Raw genomic sequence first — 19,585 nt, 5'->3', positions numbered from 1 at the left:
GGTATGCGACCGACCCTGAACGCCACAATTCGACGCATTCCGTTGCGCAAACGGCTCGACCCTGTTTGGCTGAAGACGATGGCCGACTCAGTCCGTGCACACCCGAGCGACTTCGAGCGCGCAGCACTCCACGATGCAGCACCTTTCCGTGGAGGGCTTTCGTGATCGAGTTCCGCGACGTGACGAAGCGCTTCCCCGACGGGACGCTGGCGGTCGACGACTTCTCGCTCGTCATCCCGTCGCGCAAGATCACCGTGCTGGTGGGCTCGTCGGGCAGTGGCAAGACGACCATCCTCCGGATGATCAACCGGATGGTCGACCCGACCTCCGGCGCGATCGAGATCGACGGAGAGGACGTGCTCTCCCTCCAGCCCGTCGCCCTCCGGCGCTCCATCGGCTACGTGATGCAGAACTCCGGCCTCCTCCCGCACCGCAAGGTCGTCGACAACATCGCGACGGTGCCACTGCTCAAGGGCGTGAAGAAGAAGGAGGCGCGCCAGCGCGCGCTCGAGCTGATGGACACGGTGGGCCTCGAGCGTTCGCTCGCCGACCGCTATCCGAGCCAGCTGTCCGGCGGTCAGCAGCAGCGCGTCGGCGTGGCTCGCGGTCTCGCGGTCGACCCGAACATCCTGCTCATGGACGAGCCGTTCGGTGCGGTCGATCCGATCGTGCGCGACGACCTGCAGAACGAGTTGCTCCGGCTGCAGCGCGACCTCGGCAAGACGGTCGTCTTCGTGACGCACGACATCGACGAGGCGTTCAAGCTCGGCGACCAGGTGGTGATCTTCCGCAAGGGCGGGATCGTCGCGCAGAAGGGCACGCCGTCCGAGATCCTCGCCGACCCGGCCGACGACTTCGTCGCGTCGTTCATCGGCGCGGAGCGCGGCCGTCGGGTCCTCCACGTCGAGCAGACGCCGACGGGCTCCGTGCTCGTCGACGACGACGGACGTCCGGCCGGCGTCCTGTCCGGCGCGCCGACCGGCGGCGCCGTCCCCTCCGAGGCAAAGGCCGCGACCGTTCCGGTCGCGGGTGCTCCGGCGCAGGGTGAGGACGCGTCGTGAGCTTCTTGTGGTCGAACCTCGGCCAGGTCTGGAATCTCACGGTCTCCCACGTGTGGCTGGCGGCACTGCCGATCGTCATCGGGTTCGTCGTCGCCGTGCCCATCGGGTGGGTGGCGAACCGCTACCGCTGGAGCCGCGGCGTGCTGCTCACGGTGTGCGGCATCCTGTACGCCATCCCGTCGCTGCCGTTCTTCTTCGCCATGCCCGCGCTCATCGGCACGCAGATCCTGTCGCCCGTCAACGTGGTCATCGCCCTCAGCGTCTACGCGCTGGCGCTCATGGCGCGCACCTCGGCGGACGCCCTGGCCGCCGTTCCCGGTGACGTGCTGCAGTCCGCGACAGCGGTCGGCTTCTCCGGCTGGCGGCGGTTCTGGACGGTGGAGCTCCCGCTCGCCGGTCCTGTGCTGCTCGCCGGACTCCGTGTGGTCTCCGTGAGCACGGTGAGCCTGGTCAGCGTCGCGGCCCTCCTCGGCGTCCCGAACCTCGGCTTCCTGTTCACGGACAGCCTCAACCGGTACTACCCGGAGGAGGCCGTCACCGGCATCGTCCTGATCATGATCCTGGCGCTGGTGTTCGACCTGATCCTGGTCGACATCGGCCGACTGCTCCTGCCGTGGACACGCGCCGACCGGCGCACCCGCAAGCAGGGCCGCAGCGCCGCGATGAAGGCGGTGACCGGAGCATGACCGACATCCTCGCCGCCTTCGGGTGGATCTTCGACCCGGCCAACTGGGTCGGCGCCGGCGGCATCCCGGCGCGGACGCTCGAGCACATCCTGTACTCGCTGCTCACGCTGGTGCTCGCCGCCGCGATCGCGCTGCCCATCGGGTTTGCCATCGGGCACACCGGGAAGTTCCGCGGCGTCGCGGTCGGGGTCTCCGGCGCGCTCCGCGCCCTGCCGACCCTCGGGCTCGTGGTGTACCTGGCCCTGATCACCGCCAACATCTCGATCGTTCCCCCGCTCATCGCGCTGACCATCCTGGCCATCCCGCCGATCCTGGCGGGCGCCTACTCGGGCCTCGAATCGGTCGACCGCGCGCCGATCGACGCGGCCAGGTCGATCGGCATGACCGGTTGGCAGGTCTTCGCCAAGGTGGAGCTGCCGCTGGCCCTTCCGCTCGTCATCGGCGGCATCCGCTCCGGCGCGCTGCAGGTCATCGCGACCTGGACCGTCGCGGCCATCCTGCCCGTCGGCGGCCTCGGCCGGTTCCTCATCGACGGCATCGCCGTGCAGAACTACCCCGAGATGCTCGGCGGCTCCATCATCGTCATCGCGCTCGCGCTCGTCTCCGACGGCCTGTTCGCGATCGTCCAGCGGCTCGTCGTCCCGCGCGGCGTCGTCGCCGGCCGCGTCCGCGACACCGCGGAGGGCGGCCGTGGCCGCACCCGCACGACCGCGCCCGAGGGCGCCACGACCTCCTGACGTTACTTACCCGCACACAGAGAACACGAAACACACCGAGAGAAGAGAGATCATGTTCGCATCGAAGAAGAGCCGCCTCGCAGCAGGCGTGCTCGCCGCCGGGGCCCTGCTCGCCCTGAGCGCCTGCTCGTCCGGCGGCGGCGCGTTCAACACCGGTTCCAGCTCCTCGTCCGGCGACACCGTGACGGTCGGCTCGGCCGCGTTCGGCGAGTCCGAGATCCTCATGCAGATCTACGGCCAGGCCCTCGCGGCCAACGGCGTCAAGGTCTCGTACAAGCCGAGCATCGGTCAGCGCGACGTCTACCTGAAGGCGCTGCAGGACGGCTCGATCGACCTCATCCCCGAGTACAGCGGCAACCTGCTCCAGTTCTACGACAAGAACAGCACCGCGACCTCGAGCGACGACGTCTACAGCGCGCTCGGCAAGGCGCTGCCGAAGGGCTACGAGGTGCTCGACCAGTCGGAGGCGCAGGACGCCGACTCGTACAACGTCACCAAGGAGTTCTCCGACAAGTACGGCGTGACCAGCCTGGACGACCTGAAGAAGGTCACCGTGCCGCTCACCGTCGGCGCCAACCCGGAGTTCGAGACCCGGCCGTACGGCATCCCGGGCCTCAAGTCAGCTTACGGCGTCACCGCGACGCTGAAGCCGATCAGCGACTCGGGCGGTCCGCTGACCGTCGCGGCGCTGAAGAACGGCGACGTGCAGCTGGCCGACATCTACACGACGACCCCGGCCATCAAGGACAACGGCTTCGTGACCCTCAAGGACCCGAAGAACCTGATCGCGGCGCAGAACATCGTGCCGCTGATCAACTCGAAGAAGGCGTCGGACAAGGTGAAGGAGGTCCTGAACAAGGTCTCTAAGGAGCTCACCACGTCGGACCTCATCGACATGAACGGCGAGAACCAGGGCTCGAGCAAGACCCAGCCCGACGCGGTCGCCAAGAAGTGGCTTCAGGACCACCCGATCAAGTAGCCGGTCACTCGGCTTCGTGAAGCGGCGGCTCGGACTCCCGGGCCGCCGCTTCCATATGCCGGGCCTCCCGCTTGCCGAGCACCTTCTTGACCACGAACACAGCGAGCACGAACACGGCGATCACCGCCACGAAGACGTAGCCGGCCCAGTGCAGCTCGCGCGAGAGCTCGCGGTAGCCGCCCGCGGCGGCCGAGCCGACCGTGACGTACGCCAGCGCCCAGAGCACGCAGGCCGGCGCGGTCCAGGCCATGAAGGTGCGGTACCGCATCGGGCTCATCCCGACGGTGAGCGGGATGAGCGAGTGCAGCACCGGCAGGAAGCGGGACAGGAACACGGCGATGCCGCCACGTCGTGCCAGATACGCCTCAGCGCGATCGAAGTTGCGCGTGCCGATGCGGGCGCCGAGACGGCTGGCGCGGATGCGCGGGCCGAACCAGCGCCCGAGCGCGAACCCGATCGACTCGCCGCAGAGCGCCCCGACGATCACCGCGAGGACGAGCGCGAGATACTCGACCGGGCCCTCCACCGCAGTGCTGGCGACGAGGACGATGGTGTCGCCCGGCACGATGAGGCCGACCAGGATCGAGGTCTCCAGCATGATGCCGACCCCCGCGAGCAGCGTCCGGAGCACCGGGTCGACACTCTGCACCAGGTCGAGCACCCAGGTCAGTGCGTCGTTCATGTCGTCGGCTCCCGTCGCGGCATACCCGAACCCTAGCGTCGTCGCCTGAGCCCCCGCCCCAAACCGTCAGGAGAGCAGGACGACGACGGGCGGGACGAGGACGAGGAGTGCCGTCGCGACGACGACCGCGGCGCGGAGCACAGGCCCGACCGTGCGGCGGCCGTCGGTCAGGCGCTCCTCGCGCGCGAGGAGAGCCGCGCGCCGCTGCTCGGGGGTGCGGCGGTCCTTCGGCGCGCCGAGCACGGCACCCGCCTGGCCCGTCTCGTCGACCAGCCGGATCGCCTCGGCGAGCACCGCATCCCCTGAGGTGCGCCGCGCGGTGTCGTCGGCGAGCATCTCCAGGAGCAGCGCTACGGCGTCCTGAGCCCGGGTGGCGATCGGGAACCACGGCAGCGAGCGCTTCCAGGAGCGGAACGCGTCGAGCAGCAGGTGGTGCTTCTGCCGCAGGTGGGCGCGCTCGTGGGCGACGACGGCGTCGAGTTCGGCGGGGGAGAGCAGCTCGATCATCCCCTCCGACAGCACGGTGACGCTGCGGGCTCCCGGGAGGCAGTAGGCGGCGGGCGCAGGATGGTCGATCACGCGCGTGCTCGGGGTGTCGGGCAGCGGCGACGACAGCAGCCGCAGCAGCTCCATGTGGCGGTGCCGCTGGTTGCGGCTGCGCACCGAGGTGAGGGCGAGGTTGAGCAGGAGGTGCGCCGTGAGCAGAACCGCTGCGCTCAGCAGGAACGCGTTCAGCAGGGTCACATCCGCGGGGAGGGAACCCTGGAAGATGTGGGATGCGGCCCCCGCGATCCGGCTCCACAGGTCGTCGCCGAACGGCTGCAGGCCTGCGACGAGCAGCGACCCGATCATCGAGATGCCTCCCGCGAGCGCGATCGACTGCCAGAGCGCGACGGCGAGCACGGGAGCGGCGGACGGCCACTTGGCCCGGGCGAGCAGCAGCGGCACGGGCCAGGCGAGGGCGACCGCGAGGGCGCCGAGGAAGACCGCGGCCCAGAGCCCCGCCACGGGGGAGGCGCTCACACGCTGCGGGCGTCGAGGAGGCGCCGCAGCACCTCGGCCTCCGACTCGTCGACCGACCCGACGAAGTAGGCGAGTGCCTGGGTGCGGTCGGACGACGACTCGAGCACTTCGCGCATCAGGTCGGCCACGTGGCCGGCCCGGGTGAGCGCGGCGGTGTAGAGGTGGGGCCGCGCGTCGCGGTCGCGCGCGACGAATCCCTTCGACTCCAGACGGGAGAGGACGGTGAGGATCGTGGTGAGCGCCGGTGCCTTGCCGCCCTGCCGGGCCGCCGCTAGCTTGTCGCGTAGCTCCCCGGCCGTGACGGGGGCGTCGCCGTCCCACAGGGCGTCCATGACGGCCCGTTCGAGTTCTCCGAGATTGGCCACGTTTCCAGGGTAGCGCGATCCGGCTGGGAATGTTCTACACTTTGTAGAAGTTGGACTTCTACGGAGCGTAGAAGTAACGGAGGGATGGCATGTGAACGAGTTGCTGGATCCGCTCCTGCTGGCACGCTGGCAGTTCGGACTCACCACGATCTACCACTTCTTGTTCGTACCGCTCACCATCGGCCTGGTCACCTGCACCGCGATCTTCCAGACCGCCTGGTACCGCACCGGCAAGCCGCACTACCTGCAGCTGACGCACTTCTTCGGGAAGATCTTCCTCATCAACTTCGCGATGGGCGTCGTCACCGGCATCGTGCAGGAGTTCCAGTTCGGCATGAACTGGTCCGACTACTCGCGCTTCGTCGGCGACATCTTCGGCGCACCGCTGGCGCTGGAGGGCCTGCTCGCCTTCTTCCTGGAGGCCACCTTCATCGGCCTCTGGATCTTCGGCTGGGACAAGCTCCCGAAGGGCCTGCACCTCGCGACCATCTGGATCACGTCGATCGGCACGATCCTGTCGGCCTACTTCATCCTGGCCGCCAACGCGTTCATGCAGAACCCGGTCGGCTACCACATCAACGCCGCGAAGGGCCGCGCCGAGCTGACCGACCTCTGGGCCGTGCTCACCAACAAGGTCGCCCTCGCCGCCTTCCCGCACACGATCTTCGGTTGTTTCATGGTCTCGGCGGGTCTCATCATCGCCGTCGCCGCCTGGCACCTGTCGCGCAACCGGAACCTCGAGACCATGCGACCGGCGCTCAAGTTCGGTCTGTGGCTGATGATCGGCGCCGGCATCGGCACGGTGCTCAGCGGCGACCAGTTGGGACTCGCGATGGTCTCCACGCAGCCGATGAAGATGGCCGCGGCCGAAGCCCTGTACAAGACGTCGACCGGAGCGGATGCCTCCTTCTCGATCTTCACCCTCGGAACCCCGGACGGCGTCCACGAGCTGTTCTCCATCCGCATCCCGTACCTGCTGTCGTTCCTCTCGACGCACAGCCTCAACGGCACGGTCGAGGGCATCAACGACCTGCAGGCGCAGTACACGCAGCTGTACGGTCCCGGCGACTACACCCCGACCATCTGGGTCACCTACTGGGCCTTCCGGTGGATGATCGGGCTCGGCATGCTCCACGTCCTGATCGCGGTCGTCGGCCTGTGGCTGACCCGCAAGGGCCGCAGCCCCGCCAAGCCGTGGATGTGGAAGATCGCCATCTGGGCGATGCCGCTGTCGCTGCTGGCCATGATCGTCGGCTGGATCTTCACCGAGATGGGCCGGCAGCCCTGGATCGTGTTCAGCCTGATGAAGACGGCCGACGGCGTCTCGCCCGGCACGACGGGCCTGGAGGTGCTGATCTCGCTGATCGCCTTCACGGCCATCTACGGCACGCTCGCCGTGGTCGAGTTCAAGCTGATCAAGCGGGCCGCCCAGAAGGGCCCCGAGCCGATCGAGAAGCATCTCGACGAGGCGGGCGAGCCCGTCCCGGTCGCGACGGTCTACTAGGAGGAGCACGGAAATGGATCTGGCAGTTCTCTGGTTCGGCATCGTCGCCTTCTTCTTCGTGGGCTACTTCGTGCTCGACGGGTTCGACTTCGGGGTCGGGATGGCGCTGCCGTTCCTCGGCCGCGACGACACCGATCGGCGCGTGATGATCAACACGATCGGTCCGGTCTGGGACCTCAACGAGACCTGGGTGATCGTCGGCGGGGCCGCGCTGTTCGCGGCCTTCCCGGAGTGGTACGCGACCCTGTTCAGCGGCTTCTACCTGGCGCTGCTGCTCATCCTGCTGGCGCTCATCGCGCGCGGCGTGTCGTTCGAGTACCGGCACCAGCGTCCCGATGCGCGGTGGAAGCGCTGGTTCGACGGGATGATCGTGGTCGGCTCCGCCCTGCCCGCGTTCCTCTGGGGTGTGGCGTTCGCCAACATCGTGCAGGGCGTCGCGCTGAATGCGCACCACGATTACACCGGCACCCTGTTCGACCTTCTGAACGGCTACGCGCTGCTCGGCGGACTGACCACCCTCCTGCTGTTCTTCACCCACGGTGTGGTGTTCGTCTCGCTGAAGACGGACGGCGACCTCCGGCTGCGGGCGCGGAAGCTGGCGACGCGCTCGGGAGCCGCGGCGATCGTGGTGGCCGCCGTCTTCCTCGGCTGGACGGCGCTGAACCACTTCTCGCCGGTGTTCCTCGCCCTGGCGATCCTCGCCGCCGTGGCCCTGATCGCCTCCTGGATCGCCAACCTGCGCGGGGTCGAGGGCTGGTCGTTCGGCTTCATGGCCGCGACGATCGCGCTGGCCGTGGTGTCGCTGTTCGCGGCGCTGTTCCCGAATGTCATGCCGTCGTCGCCGAACCCGGAGAACACCCTGACGATCGCGAACGCGTCGAGCTCCGACACGACACTGACGATCATGACGTGGGTCGCGGCGATCTTCCTGCCGCTCATCCTGGTCTACCAGGGCTGGACGTACTGGATCTTCCGCAAGCGCGTGACCCGCGACCACATCCCGCAGGAGACCGTCGACGACGCGGGGGAGCCGCAGCAGCCGGTGACCGCCTGACATGCGCCCGCTCGACCCGCGCCTCCTGAAGTACGCCTCCGCCACCCGCGGCACGCTCGCGGCCGGTGCGCTGCTCGCCGTGCTGCGGACGGCGTGCGTCGTCGCCTTCTCGTGGCTGGTCACCGACGTGATCGTCCGCGCGATCGCCGGGGAGGACCTGGGTTCGCTCGGCGGGACGCTGCTGCTGCTCGCCGGAGCGGTGGCCGCGCGCGGCCTGCTGCTCTGGGCGACGGACGCCGTCGCCGCCCGCGGCGGTGCCCGCGCCGTCGGCCAGCTGCGTGAGCGGCTGACCGCGGCGATCGGGAAGCTGGGGCCCGGGTGGGTCGCCCGGCGGAGTTCCGGCGACGTGACCCTGGTCGCCGGGCACGGCATGGAGGCGCTGGAGGGCTACTTCGCCGGCTACCTGCCGCAGCTGGTCGCGACCGCGGTGGCCACGCCGCTCCTCGTCCTCACCATCGGCTGGGCCGACCTGACCAGCGGGATCGTGCTGCTCGTCACGCTCCCGCTCATCCCCGTCTTCATGGTGCTCGTCGGCTGGGCGACCCAGGCGGCGCAGAAGCGGCAGTGGCGGGCGCTGTCGACGCTGTCGAGCGGGTTCCTGGATGTCGTCGCCGGCCTGTCGACCCTGAAGCTGTTCGGCCGGCAGCACCGGCAGGAGGCGCGCATCCGCGAGGTCAGCGACCAGTACCGGGTGCACACGATGAAGGTGCTCCGGATGTCGTTCCTCTCCGGCTTCGTGCTGGAGCTGGTGGCGAGCCTGTCGGTCGCGGTGATCGCGGTCACGATCGGGCTCCGGCTGCTGGGCGGCTCGCTGGATCTGTCGGTCGGCCTGTTCGTGCTGCTGCTGGCGCCGGAGGCGTTCCTGCCGCTGCGGAACGTCGGCGCGAGCTACCACGCGGCTGCCGAGGGCATGGAGGCGGCGGATCGGGCGTTCGCGGTCATCGAGGCGGCGGACGGCGTCGCCGAGCCGGTCGCCGCTCCCGGTGCGCCCGCCGGCGACGGACTGGTGTTCGAGCAGGTGAACGTCGGCTACGACGGGCGGACGGTGGTCGACGGCTTCACGGCCGACGTGCCGCCGGGCGTGCTGGCCGTGCTGCGGGCGCCGAGCGGAGCGGGCAAGTCGTCCCTCGTCGGCGCCGCGCTCGGTTTCGTGCCCGCGGAGGGACGCATCCTCGCCGGGGGACGGGCGGATGCCGACGGCCGGCGCGGCGCGATCGCGTGGGCCGGGCAGCGGCCGGGGCTCGTCGCGGGAAGCATCGCCGACAACGTGGCACTCGGCGATCCCGCGCCGGACGGCGCTGCGGTCGCCGAGGCGCTGCGCGACGCGGCGGTCGGCGAGCTCGACCCGGCGACGGAGCTCGGTGCCGGCGGCACCGGGCTCTCCGGAGGCCAGGCGCAGCGTGTGGCCGTGGCGCGGGCACTCTACCGGCTGCGGACCCACGGCTGCCGGGTCCTCATCCTCGACGAGCCGACCTCGGCGCTGGACGCCGCGACCGAGCGACGCCTGCTCGCGTCGGTGAAGCGCGTGGCGGAGCAGGGTGCGGCGGTGCTTGTCGTGAGCCACCGGGATGCGGCCGCGGAGGCCGCCGACCGGGTGATCGCCGTCGAGGCGGAGGAGGTGTCCCGTGTCCGCTGAGACGCTCACTGCGCCCACCCCCGAGGTCCGTCGCATTCTGCGGCTCGCCGTGCCGCCCGCGGGCCGGCTCGGCACCGCGATCGCCTTCGGCGTGCTGAGCGGGGCGAGCGCGGTCGCACTGCTCGGGGTGTCCGCGTGGCTGATCACCCGGGCGTCGGAGCAGCCGGCGATGCTGTACCTGTCGATGGCCGTGGTGGGCGTTCGCGCGTTCGCCCTGGGCCGAGCGTTCTTCCGCTACCTGGAGCGCCTCGCCGGGCACGACGCGGCGTTCCGGCAGCTCGGCACCGTGCGCTCGCGCCTGTACCGGCGGCTGGAGCCGCTCGCGCCCGACGGCCTCCGCGGCGTGCGGTCGGGCGACCTGCTGACACGGGTCGCCGACGACGTCGACGAGCTGCAGAACCTGGCCCTTCGGGTCGTGCAGCCCCTGGTGACCGCGGCCGTCGTGGTGACGGGAAGCGCGGTGGTGGCGTTCCTGATCCTCCCGGCCGCGGGGGTCGCGCTGCTGGCGACCCTGCTGGTGGCGCTCGTCGCCGGTGTGCTGGTGAACCGGTGGGCGACCGCGTCGTCGGAGCGGCGGATCGCCCCGCTGCGCGCCGCCCTCAACGACGCGCTGCACGACCTGGTCTCGAACCTCGATGTCCTCACCGCGTACGACGCCCTGCCCGCCGCGCAGGAGCGCGTACGCGTGGCCAGCGACCGGCTGACCGCTGCCGCGCGGTCGCGTGCCGCCGGGCTGGGCGTGACGGCCGGTGTCGTGTCCGTGCTCGCGGGCGCCGCCACCGTGTGGGCGCTGGCGGCCGGGATCCCCGCTCTCCGCGACGGCGCGCTCAGCGCACCGGGGCTCGCGGTGCTCGCCCTCCTCCCGCTGGCGGTGTTCGAGGTGTTCGGGATGGTCCCGCTCGCGTTCGGCGCCTGGAGGCGGGTGCGCGCGAGCGCGGAGCGGATCGCGGACGTCGCTCCCGCGACCGTGCCGGACGGCATCCCGGTGGACGCTCCCGACGCGGCGCCGCTCGCGCTCGGCGGCGTCCCGGAGGTGCGGCTCGACGGCGTGTCGGCGCGCTGGCCGGAGGCGGAGGGCGCGGTGCTGAGCGACGTGTCGCTGCGGCTCGCGCCGGGGGAGCGCGTCGTGCTCACCGGACCGACCGGGGCAGGCAAGACCGCGCTCGCGCACGTCCTGACCCGCCTGCTCGACCACAGCGGAGGCTACGCGCTCGACGGCGTGGAGACGCGCGGGCTCCGGCAGGACGACGTGCGGCGCGTGGTCGGGCTCGTGGAGCAGCGACCGTACCTGTTCGACGCCGACCTGCGGCAGAACCTCCTCTTCGCCCGCGACACCGCCACCGACGACGAGCTGCTCACGGCCCTGGGCCGGGTCGGGCTCGCCGAGTGGACGGCCGAGCGCGGCGGACTCGACGCCCGGGTGGGTGAGCGGGGCGCCCTGGTCTCCGGCGGTCAGGCGCAGCGGATCGCGCTCGCGCGGGCGCTACTCGCCGACTTCCCGGTGCTGGTCGTCGACGAGCCCACGGCGAACGTGGATGCGGCGGCCGCCGGCGCGATCGTCCGCGACGTGCTCACCACGGCCGCGGAGGACGGCCGCACGGTGCTGCTGATCTCGCACACCGACGTCCCGGCCGACCTGGTCGACCGCACGCTGCGTCTGGAGGACGGCCGGCTCGTCGCCTAGATTTCCGCCTGGTTGACGCAACACGCCGCGCAGCCCGCCGGCCGCACGGCGTGTCGTGTCAACTCGGCGAAGGGAGCGGCCGGGCGAGCGCTGCGAAGCGGGCGCGCCAGGCGTCCGTGCGCGCCGGATCGGCGGCGAGGACAGGACCGTCGACCCAGGAGGTCACCGGCCGGATGCCGTGCAGCGCGTTGACCGCCCACAGCACCGCGCCGTCGAGCTCCGACGGGCGCACGGACTCCTCTTCGACCGGGACGCCGAGCGCCGCCGCGATGCCGCGCACCGTCCGCGCGGCGACGCTGTCGACGCGCGGCAGCTCGAACGGGGGAGCGAACAGCGTCCCGCCGCGCCACCACAGCAACGCGGTCGTCGCGCCGTCCGAGACGCGGCCGTCGTCCAGGATCACGGCCTCCTGCGCGCCGCGCCGCTGCGCCTTCGGCCGGAGCGCGCTCAGCCGGTCGATGTCCGGACCCTTGAGGTGCGGGACCCGGCGCGGGTCGGCGTCCGCGGTCGCGACGACGACCGACGACGTCCGCTCCGGAGCCGTACGCTGCCGGAACCGCAGCCGCAGCGCGTCCCGGACACGCACCAGCTCGAACCGCGGGAACCAGGCGCCGTCGCGCGGCAGGGCGGCGATCCCGGCGTCCCAGAACGCCTCCAGCTTGCCGAGGTCGCCGAAGCCCTGCTCGCGCGCGGTCTCGGCGAACCGGGACCGGTGCAGGCCGAGAGCGAGGACGCGGCCCTCCTCGACCAGGAAGGAGTCGGCGCCGAGCAGCTCGGTCTCCACTAATTCGCAGTCGTCGCGGAACCGCAGTTCGCCGTTCGCCCAGTCGGCGAGCGCGGTCATCGGTCCGGTGCGCTGTGGATCCACTCGCCTAGGCTAGTCCGGTGGCTCTCCCGCTCCGCGTGCACCGGCTCGAGACCCGGGTTGACCCGGCGGACGCGTTCGTGACCGTGTTCGGCGCCGGCGGCGACGCCGTGTGGTTGGACAGCGGGCCGGATGCTTCCGACGGGCGCACTTTCCTCGGGACGGGTTCGGTCACCGCGACCGCGTCCGTCGCCGACGGCACGGTGACGGTCGACGGCGTCACGACGCCGGGCGGGATCCTCGACGCACTCCGGGACGACCTGGCCGCTCGGCCTCGTCCGGAGCCCGGCGCCTACCCGGTGGGCTGGTGGGGCCGGTTGGGCTACGAGGCGGGCGCTGCCGCTACAGGCGTCCCGGTCTCTGTCTCCGGTTCCGGGTCGCCGGATGCCGCCCTGCTGCTCGTCGACCGTCTCCTCTGCGTCGACCACGCCGCAGGCACCGCCGAGCTCGTCGCGCCGGACACCCCCGACGGTCGCGCCTGGCTCGCCGCGACGGCTTCCGCGCTCGCGAACGCCGCCGGCGCCGCGGCCGCCTACCGCGCGGCGCATCCCATCCCCGCGGCCACCGCACGCTGGCGGCACGACGACGACGCGTACCTCGCCGCGATCGCCGCCTGCCAGGACGCCATCCGCGCCGGCGACGCCTACCAGCTGTGCCTCACCAACCGTGCGGAGGCGCGGACGGATGCCGACCCGCTGGCCGTGCACCTGCGGTTGCGCGAGCTCAGCCCCGCGCCGCACGCCGGGTTCGTGCGGATCGGGGGCGACGTGCTGGTCAGTTCGTCGCCGGAGCAGTTCCTGCGCGTGGAGGCCGACGGCCGCGTCCGCACCCGTCCGATCAAGGGGACGCGTCCCCGCGGCGCGACCGTCGCCGCCGACCTCGAGCTGCGCGCCGACCTCGAGGCGAGCGAGAAGGAGCGCGCCGAGAACGTGATGATCGTCGACCTCATGCGCAACGACCTCGGCCGGGTGAGCGAGGTCGGCTCGGTCGAGGTGCGCAACCTGCTCGCCGTGGAGAGCTACGCGCAGGTGCACCAGCTGGTGTCCACCGTCGAGGGCCGGCTGCGGGCCGGGCTCGGCGCGGTGGACGCGGTGGCCGCGTGCTTCCCGGCCGGCTCGATGACCGGCGCGCCCAAGCTGAGCGCGATGCGCATCCTGCACCGGCTGGAGCGCGGCCCGCGCGGCGCGTTCGCCGGATGCTTCGGCTACCTCGCGTTCAACGGCACGGCGGAGCTCGCGATGGTGATCCGCAGCATCCACTTCGCCGGCGGCATGGCGACGATCGGCGCAGGCGGCGGCATCACCGCGCTGTCGGTGCCGCGCGAGGAGCTGGAGGAGGTGCGCGTGAAGGCCGCCGCGCTGCTCGGTGCCGCCGGTGTCGCCGGCGCCGTCACGCCGTCGGCGAACCGGGAGCCCGCTGGGAACGGACTGGACGCCTCCGACGTTCAGTAAGCTGGAGACCCGGACGCGCGCCGTCCGGACCTCTTCCGTGCCGCCGAACCCACCCGCGGCACGACGGATCCGAGATTGAGAGTCACGTGGCACACGAGCACGACGCAGCCGGCACCACGGCCGCGAGCACCCCGCAGGACGCGCAGACCGAGCGCGCGCAGTACGACTTCGCGGCGATCCAGGACAAGTGGCTCCCGATCTGGGAGGAGCTGCGCCCGTTCGCGACCGACGACCCCGCCGACACGCGCCCGCGCAAGTACATCCTCGACATGTTCCCGTACCCGTCCGGCGACCTGCACATGGGCCACGCCGAGGCGTACGCGCTGGGCGACGTCATCGCCCGCTACTGGCGGCAGCAGGGCTTCAACGTGCTGCACCCGATCGGCTGGGACTCCTTCGGCCTGCCCGCCGAGAACGCAGCCATCAAGCGCGGGCTCGACCCGGCCGGCTGGACCAACGACAACATCGCGCAGCAGAAGGCGTCGATGCGCCGCTACGCGCCCAGCTTCGACTGGGACCGCGTGCTGCAGACGAGCGACCCCTCCTACTACCGCTGGAACCAGTGGCTGTTCCTGAAGCTGTACGAGAAGGGCCTGGCGTACCGCAAGGCCAGCCAGGTCAACTGGTGCCCCTTCGACCAGACCGTGCTGGCGAACGAGCAGGTCGTGAACGGCCGCTGCGAGCGCTGCGACAACCTGGTCACGAAGAAGAAGCTGACCCAGTGGTACTTCCGCATCACCGACTACGCCGACCGCCTGCTGGATGACCTGAACCAGCTGGAGGGCGCGTGGCCGTCCAAGGTCATCTCCATGCAGCGCAACTGGATCGGGCGCTCGACGGGTGCCGACGTCACGTTCCAGATCGAGGGCCGCGAGGAGCCGGTCACCGTCTACACGACCCGTCCTGACACGCTCTACGGCGTCACCTTCATGGTCGTCGCGCCGGACTCCGACCTGGCCGCCGAGCTGGTCGAGGGTGCGCGTCCCGAGGTCAAGCAGCGCTTCGACGAGTACCTGGAGGCCGTGCGCGGCACGACCGAGATGGACCGGCTGAGCACCGAGCGCGAGAAGACCGGCGTCTTCCTGGAGCGCCACGCGATCAACCCGCTGACCGGCGAGAAGCTGCCGATCTGGGCCGCCGACTACGTGCTGAGCGATTACGGGCACGGTGCGATCATGGCCGTGCCTGCGCACGATCAGCGCGACCTGGACTTCGCCCGTGCGTTCGACCTGCCCGTGCGGGTCGTGGTCGACACGACGCAGCCGGTGACCGGCGCCATCCCGGTCATCCACACCGACCCGGAGACCGGTGAGCCGATCCTGCCGGAGGAGGCCGCGCTGGAGAGCCCGGCCGAGACCGGCGTCGCGCTGACCGGAGAGGGCCGCCTGATCAACTCGGGGCCGTTCGACGGGCTGAGCAAGTCGAACGCGATCCGTCGCGTCACCGAGGCGCTGCAGGCGTCGCACCTGGGCGCACCGGCGAAGAACTTCCGGCTGCGCGACTGGCTGATCTCCCGGCAGCGGTACTGGGGCACGCCCATCCCGATCATCCACTGCGAGCAGTGCGGCGAGGTGCCGGTGCCCGAGTCGGAGCTGCCGGTGCTGCTGCCGCCGGCCGAGGGACTCGACCTGCAGCCCAAGGGCACCAGCCCGCTGGGCGGGGCGACCGAGTGGCTGAACGTCTCGTGCCCGTCGTGCGGGGGCCCTGCCACCCGCGACACCGACACGATGGACACGTTCGTGGACAGCTCGTGGTACTTCCTGCGCTTCCTGAACCCGAAGGACGACACGCAGGCCTTCGACCCGCGCGAGGCGGAGAAGTGGGCGCCGGTCGACCAGTACGTGGGCGGCGTGACGCACGCCATCCTGCACCTGCTGTACGCCCGGTTCGTCACCAAGGTGCTGTTCGATCTCGGCTACATCAGCTTCACGGAGCCGTTCACCGCCCTGCTGAACCAGGGCCTGGTGCTGATGGACGGCTCGGCCATGTCCAAGTCGCGCGGCAACCTGGTGAAGCTTTCCGAGCAGCTGGACGAGCACGGCGTCGACGCGGTGCGCCTGACCATGGCGTTCGCCGGCCCGCCGGAGGACGACATCGACTGGGCCGACGTGTCGCCGTCCGGTTCGGCGAAGTTCCTGGCGCGCGCCTGGCGCATCGCCGACGACGTGACCAGCGCTCCCGACGTGGTCTGGAAGACGGGGGATGCGGCGTTGCGCCGTGTCACGCACCGCTTCCTGGCTGACGCGCCGGGGCTGGTGGAGTCGTTCAAGTTCAACGTCGTCGTCGCGCGTCTGATGGAGCTGGTGAACGCCACCCGCAAGACGATCGACACCGGCGCAGGCCCGGGCGACGCGGCCGTGCGCGAGGCGGCCGAGGTCGTCGCGATGGCGCTGAACCTGTTCTCGCCATACACCGCCGAGGACATGTGGCAGAAGCTCGGCTACGAGCCGTCGGTGGCGCTGGCGCAGTGGCGCAAGCCCGACCCCACACTGCTGATCGAGGAGTCGGTCACGGCCGTCGTGCAGGTGAACGGCAAGGTTCGCGACCGGCTCGAGGTCTCGCCGAAGATCTCGGCCGACGAGCTGGAGGCTCTGGCCCGCGGCTCGGAGGCGGTCACGCGGTCGGTGGGCGACCAGGAGGTCGTCAACGTGATCGTGCGGGCGCCGCGCCTGGTGAACATCGCCACCAAGCCGCGCGGTTGAGGTCGTCGGCTCATTCGTGAGCTGAGGGCGCCGGGTTCTCCACAATCCGGCGCCCTCGCTGCGTTCTCCACCGATTCCGCAGGCGGCCGGTGCCGGGCGTGCGGCCTTCCTAGCGTTGAGGCATGCGACACAGCGCCGACACCGCACCGGATGAGCCGGCCGTCTCCGGTGTGCGCGGAGCGGAGCCCGCCCCGCGGTCTCGGCGGGTGCGTGCGGGGGTCGGCGGCGCGGTGGTGCTGCTGATCGTCGCGGCCGTGATCGCCGTGCTGGTGTCGGCGGCGGCGCAGGGCGGTGGCTCCGTCGTGACGCCGTCGGCGGTCGCTCTGCGTGAGACATCCCCGGTGGAGTCGGCGCCGCCAGGTTCGGTGCTGGTGCATGTGACCGGCGCGGTGCGCAGGCCGGGGCTCGTGTCGCTGGCCGCCGGAGCGCGGGTGGTCGACGCGGTGGCCGCGGCAGGAGGGGTGGCGGACGACGCAGATGTCGCGGCCGTGAACCTCGCACGTCCGGTGGCGGATGGGGAGCAGCTCGCGATTCCGAAGGTGGGCGACCCGCCGGCGGGCGCTGCGGTGGGCTCCGGATCTGCCGTCGGCTCCGGTGCGGCTGCGGGCAGTGCTCCCGTCAACCTCAATACGGCCACTCAGGCAGAGTTGGAAGGTCTACCGCGCATCGGTCCGGCCCTCGCGCAGCGCATCGTGGACTGGCGGCAGGCCAACGGGCGCTTCGCCCAGCCGTCCGACCTGCTCAAGGTCTCCGGCATCGGCCAGAAACTCTTCGACGGCCTCAAGGACCGCGTGGTGGTCTGATGCCCGACCTCCGCCTCGCCGTGCCCGCCGTCGCCCTCTGGGTGACGTGCGCGCTGCTGATCGGGCTCCCCGAGGCGGCGTGGGCCGTGGTCGTCGTCGGCGCCGTTTCCGCGGTCGTGTGCGTCGGCCGGGCGGCCGTGCGGGCTTCGCGTCGGCTCCGGCTCTTCCGGCTTCTACCCGTGGCGGCTGTGGCGCTCGGCGCGGTCGCGCTCGGCGCGTCGGTTGTCGCTGCGCAAGCGCCGGCGCGGGCATCGGCGGAGCTGGACGCGGCCGTTCGCGACGGCGCCTCGGTCGACCTCCTGGTCGGCGTGGATCGGCCGCCGCAGCGCCTGTCGGGCGGCTTCGGAGACGCCCCGCGCTGGAGCCTGCGCGGCAGGACCGCAGGAGAGGGTGCCGGTGTCCCGGTAACCGTGCAGTTCGACGCGTCGGAGGCTGAGGCGCGCGAGCTCGCACTCGGAGCCGTCGTGAGCGTCCATGGGGCGGTCGTGCGCGAGGATCCGGGGGAGGCGACGACCTATCTCGTCCGGGCGCACGACCGGCCGGCCGTGCAGGAGCCCCCGCCGCCCTGGCTCGCCTGGGCCGCCGCCTTGCGAGCGCGGTTCGCGCACGCGGCGACGGGACTGCCCGGCGACGGCGGCAGCCTGCTCCCCGGCCTCGCCATCGGCGACGAGACCGCTGTGACGCCGGGTCTCGACGCGGCGATGAAGGCCTCGTCGCTCAGCCACCTGACCGCGGTGTCCGGCGCGAACTGCGCGCTGGTGATCGGTCTCGTCTTCCTCGCTGCGCGGCTGCTCGGCCTGCCGCGTCGTACCCGCGTCGTCGTCGCGGGGGCGGCACTGCTCGGCTTCGTGGTCCTGGTCGGCCCGGGCGCCAGCGTCATCCGCGCGGCGGCCATGGCGTCCGTGATGCTCGTCGGGCTGGCGCGAGGACGCCCGGCGGACGGCATCCCCGCACTCGCTCTCGCTGTCGTCGTGCTGCTGATCCACGACCCGTGGCTCGCCCGAGACTACGGGTTCGCCCTCTCGGTGCTCGCGACCGCCGGGCTGCTGGTCCTCGCAGCGCCGCTCGCCCGCGCACTCGGCCGCTGGATGCCGCGCTCGCTCGCCCTCGCCCTCGCGGTGCCCGCGGCGGCGCAGCTGGCGTGCCAGCCCGTCCTCATCCTCCTGGCGCCGAGCCTCCCGCTGTACGGCGTCGCGGCGAACCTCCTCGCGGAGCCGGCCGCTCCTGTCGCCACCGTGCTCGGCTGCCTGGCCTGTGCCGTGCTGCCTTGGGCGCCCTGGCTGGGCGACGTGCTGGTCCGGCTCGCCTGGGTGCCCTCCGCCTGGATCGCCCAGGTCGCGGCGCTGGCGAGCGGTCTGCCCGGAACGGCGCTGCCGTGGGCGCCCGGCGCGCTCGGCGTCGTGCTGTGCGCGCTGACGCTCGTCGCGGTGGCGGTCCTGGTGTCGGTGCGGCGTTCATCCCCGGCGGTCGCGGCCGTCGCCGCCGGTGTGCTCGCGATCGGAGTCGTGGTCTACGGCGGTGTGCTCGCGGGAGCCTGGGTCGCCCGCGTCGCCTCCATCCCGTCCGACTGGGTGCTGGCCGCCTGCGACGTCGGGCAGGGAGATGCGCTTCTCGTCCGTGACGGAGACGCCGTGGCGATGATCGACGTCGGACGCGAGCCTGCACCCGCCACTACGTGCCTGGACCGTCTCGGGGTCAGCCGGGTGCAGCTCCTGGTGCTCACCCACTTCGACGCAGACCACGTCGGCGGCCTCTCGGGTGTCGTGTCGCGGGCGGAGCGGGCGCTGGTGCAGCGTCCGGTACGAGACGCCGACGAGCGCACGCTGGGCCTGCTCCGTGACGCCGGTGTCCCCGCCGAGCGGGCGCACGCGGGGCTGAGCGGAAGCCTGGGAGAGCTGCGCTGGCGTCTGCTGTGGCCGCCGGGTCCCGCGGGCGGCGGCGCTGCGGAGGGCGACACGGGGAACGCCGGCAGTCTCACCGTGGAGGTCGAGGGACGTGGGCTGCGCGCCGTCTTCCTCGGCGACCTCGGCGAGGAGGCGCAGGACGCGCTGCTCGCGACGCGCACGGTCCGTCCGGTCGACGTGGTGAAGGTCGGTCACCACGGGTCCGCGGACCAGAGCCCGGCGCTCTACGCAGCGCTGTCGGCGCGCGTCGGGCTCGTGTCGGTGGGGGAGAGGAACGGCTACGGTCACCCGACTCGGTCGGCGCTCCGGATGCTGGCGCAGGTCGGGACCGCCGTCGCGCGCACCGATCAGCAGGGCATGCTCCTCGTCTCCCCCCGCGAGCACGGTGTCGCGGTGTGGAGCGAGCGGCCCGCGGCGACCACTGCCGGTGGTCGCCCGTATCCTGGATA

At 71.8% G+C, this 19,585-nt stretch carries 15 protein-coding genes and 1 pseudogene; 12 read left to right on the top strand and 4 right to left on the bottom strand.

From position 1 onward, the window contains the following. Positions 1-161 precede the first annotated feature (161 nt). From P5G59_RS03905 to P5G59_RS03890, 4 genes are read left to right on the top strand one after another with little or no spacing between them, the layout of a single operon-like run. On the top strand, positions 162-1,061 hold the full coding sequence (locus P5G59_RS03905) for an ABC transporter ATP-binding protein (RefSeq protein ID WP_301216188.1): 900 nt from the start codon (positions 162-164) through the stop codon (positions 1,059-1,061). Further along, positions 1,058-1,747, top strand: a complete 690-nt coding sequence (locus P5G59_RS03900) for an ABC transporter permease (protein WP_301216186.1) — start codon at positions 1,058-1,060, stop codon at positions 1,745-1,747. Before P5G59_RS03905 ends, P5G59_RS03900 begins: the two co-directional genes overlap by 4 nt. Then, positions 1,744-2,484, top strand: a complete 741-nt coding sequence (locus P5G59_RS03895) for an ABC transporter permease (RefSeq protein ID WP_301216184.1) — start codon at positions 1,744-1,746, stop codon at positions 2,482-2,484. Before P5G59_RS03900 ends, P5G59_RS03895 begins: the two co-directional genes overlap by 4 nt. Before the next feature lie 52 nt (positions 2,485-2,536). Beyond that, positions 2,537-3,463, top strand: a complete 927-nt coding sequence (locus P5G59_RS03890) for an ABC transporter substrate-binding protein (protein WP_301216182.1) — start codon at positions 2,537-2,539, stop codon at positions 3,461-3,463. A gap of 4 nt (positions 3,464-3,467) precedes the next feature. Here P5G59_RS03890 and P5G59_RS03885 read toward each other — a convergent pair whose 3' ends face one another. The 3 genes from P5G59_RS03885 to P5G59_RS03875 all read right to left on the bottom strand — a co-directional run bounded on the left by P5G59_RS03885 (position 3,468) and on the right by P5G59_RS03875 (position 5,533). Then, complete coding sequence (locus tag P5G59_RS03885) at positions 3,468-4,145, bottom strand: DedA family protein (RefSeq protein ID WP_301216180.1); 678 nt, start codon at positions 4,143-4,145, stop codon at positions 3,468-3,470. 66 nt (positions 4,146-4,211) lie between these two features. After that, positions 4,212-5,168, bottom strand: coding sequence for a M56 family metallopeptidase (locus P5G59_RS03880; RefSeq protein ID WP_301216178.1), 957 nt, complete (start codon positions 5,166-5,168; stop codon positions 4,212-4,214). Beyond that, the gene (locus P5G59_RS03875) at positions 5,165-5,533 is read right to left on the bottom strand and encodes a BlaI/MecI/CopY family transcriptional regulator (RefSeq protein WP_301216176.1); all 369 of its coding nucleotides are present in this window, start codon (positions 5,531-5,533) and stop codon (positions 5,165-5,167) included. The genes P5G59_RS03880 and P5G59_RS03875 overlap by 4 nt, the downstream gene beginning before the upstream one ends. A 91-nt stretch (positions 5,534-5,624) precedes the next feature. Here P5G59_RS03875 and P5G59_RS03870 point away from each other — a divergent pair, with 91 nt between their 5' ends. Genes P5G59_RS03870 through cydC form a run of 4 tightly spaced genes read left to right on the top strand, consistent with a single transcriptional unit; the run spans position 5,625 to position 11,411 of the window. Continuing rightward, positions 5,625-7,037, top strand: a complete 1,413-nt coding sequence (locus P5G59_RS03870; protein ID WP_301216174.1) for a cytochrome ubiquinol oxidase subunit I — start codon at positions 5,625-5,627, stop codon at positions 7,035-7,037. 13 nt (positions 7,038-7,050) lie between these two features. Continuing rightward, a complete protein-coding gene (gene cydB, locus P5G59_RS03865; RefSeq protein WP_301216172.1) occupies positions 7,051-8,091 on the top strand; it encodes a cytochrome d ubiquinol oxidase subunit II in 1,041 nt (346 codons plus the stop codon). Position 8,092: 1 nt separating this feature from the next. After that, a complete protein-coding gene (cydD, locus tag P5G59_RS03860; protein ID WP_301216169.1) occupies positions 8,093-9,727 on the top strand; it encodes a thiol reductant ABC exporter subunit CydD in 1,635 nt (544 codons plus the stop codon). Continuing rightward, complete coding sequence (cydC, locus tag P5G59_RS03855) at positions 9,717-11,411, top strand: thiol reductant ABC exporter subunit CydC (RefSeq protein ID WP_301216167.1); 1,695 nt, start codon at positions 9,717-9,719, stop codon at positions 11,409-11,411. Before cydD ends, cydC begins: the two co-directional genes overlap by 11 nt. Before the next feature lie 58 nt (positions 11,412-11,469). Here cydC and P5G59_RS03850 read toward each other — a convergent pair whose 3' ends face one another. Further along, positions 11,470-12,279, bottom strand: coding sequence for an aminotransferase class IV (locus tag P5G59_RS03850; RefSeq protein ID WP_301216165.1), 810 nt, complete (start codon positions 12,277-12,279; stop codon positions 11,470-11,472). Between the two features lie 17 nt (positions 12,280-12,296). Between P5G59_RS03850 and pabB the strand changes: the two genes are divergently transcribed. The 4 genes and pseudogenes from pabB to P5G59_RS03830 all read left to right on the top strand — a co-directional run. Beyond that, positions 12,297-13,727, top strand: a complete 1,431-nt coding sequence (gene pabB, locus P5G59_RS03845; protein ID WP_301216163.1) for an aminodeoxychorismate synthase component I — start codon at positions 12,297-12,299, stop codon at positions 13,725-13,727. An 86-nt stretch (positions 13,728-13,813) separates the two neighbouring features. Then, positions 13,814-16,429 carry a leucine--tRNA ligase gene (leuS, locus tag P5G59_RS03840; protein WP_301216161.1) on the top strand — a complete coding sequence of 872 codons (2,616 nt, stop codon included), beginning with the start codon at positions 13,814-13,816 and terminating at the stop codon, positions 16,427-16,429. A gap of 122 nt (positions 16,430-16,551) precedes the next feature. Next, positions 16,552-17,232: a ComEA family DNA-binding protein gene (locus P5G59_RS03835; protein ID WP_301216158.1), complete on the top strand. Its 681-nt coding sequence runs from the start codon at positions 16,552-16,554 to the stop codon at positions 17,230-17,232. Then, a pseudogene (locus P5G59_RS03830) lies at positions 17,232-19,337 on the top strand (ComEC/Rec2 family competence protein); the annotation flags it as partial. The gene P5G59_RS03835 and the pseudogene P5G59_RS03830, both read left to right, overlap by 1 nt. Positions 19,338-19,585: the final 248 nt, after the last annotated feature.

The sequence above is a fragment of the Leifsonia virtsii genome (assembly GCF_030433675.1).
In the GTDB taxonomy this organism is placed as follows: domain Bacteria; phylum Actinomycetota; class Actinomycetes; order Actinomycetales; family Microbacteriaceae; genus Leifsonia; species Leifsonia virtsii.
Note: the sequence above shows the minus strand (reverse complement) of the source record. Positions and strands in the feature narration are given on the sequence as shown.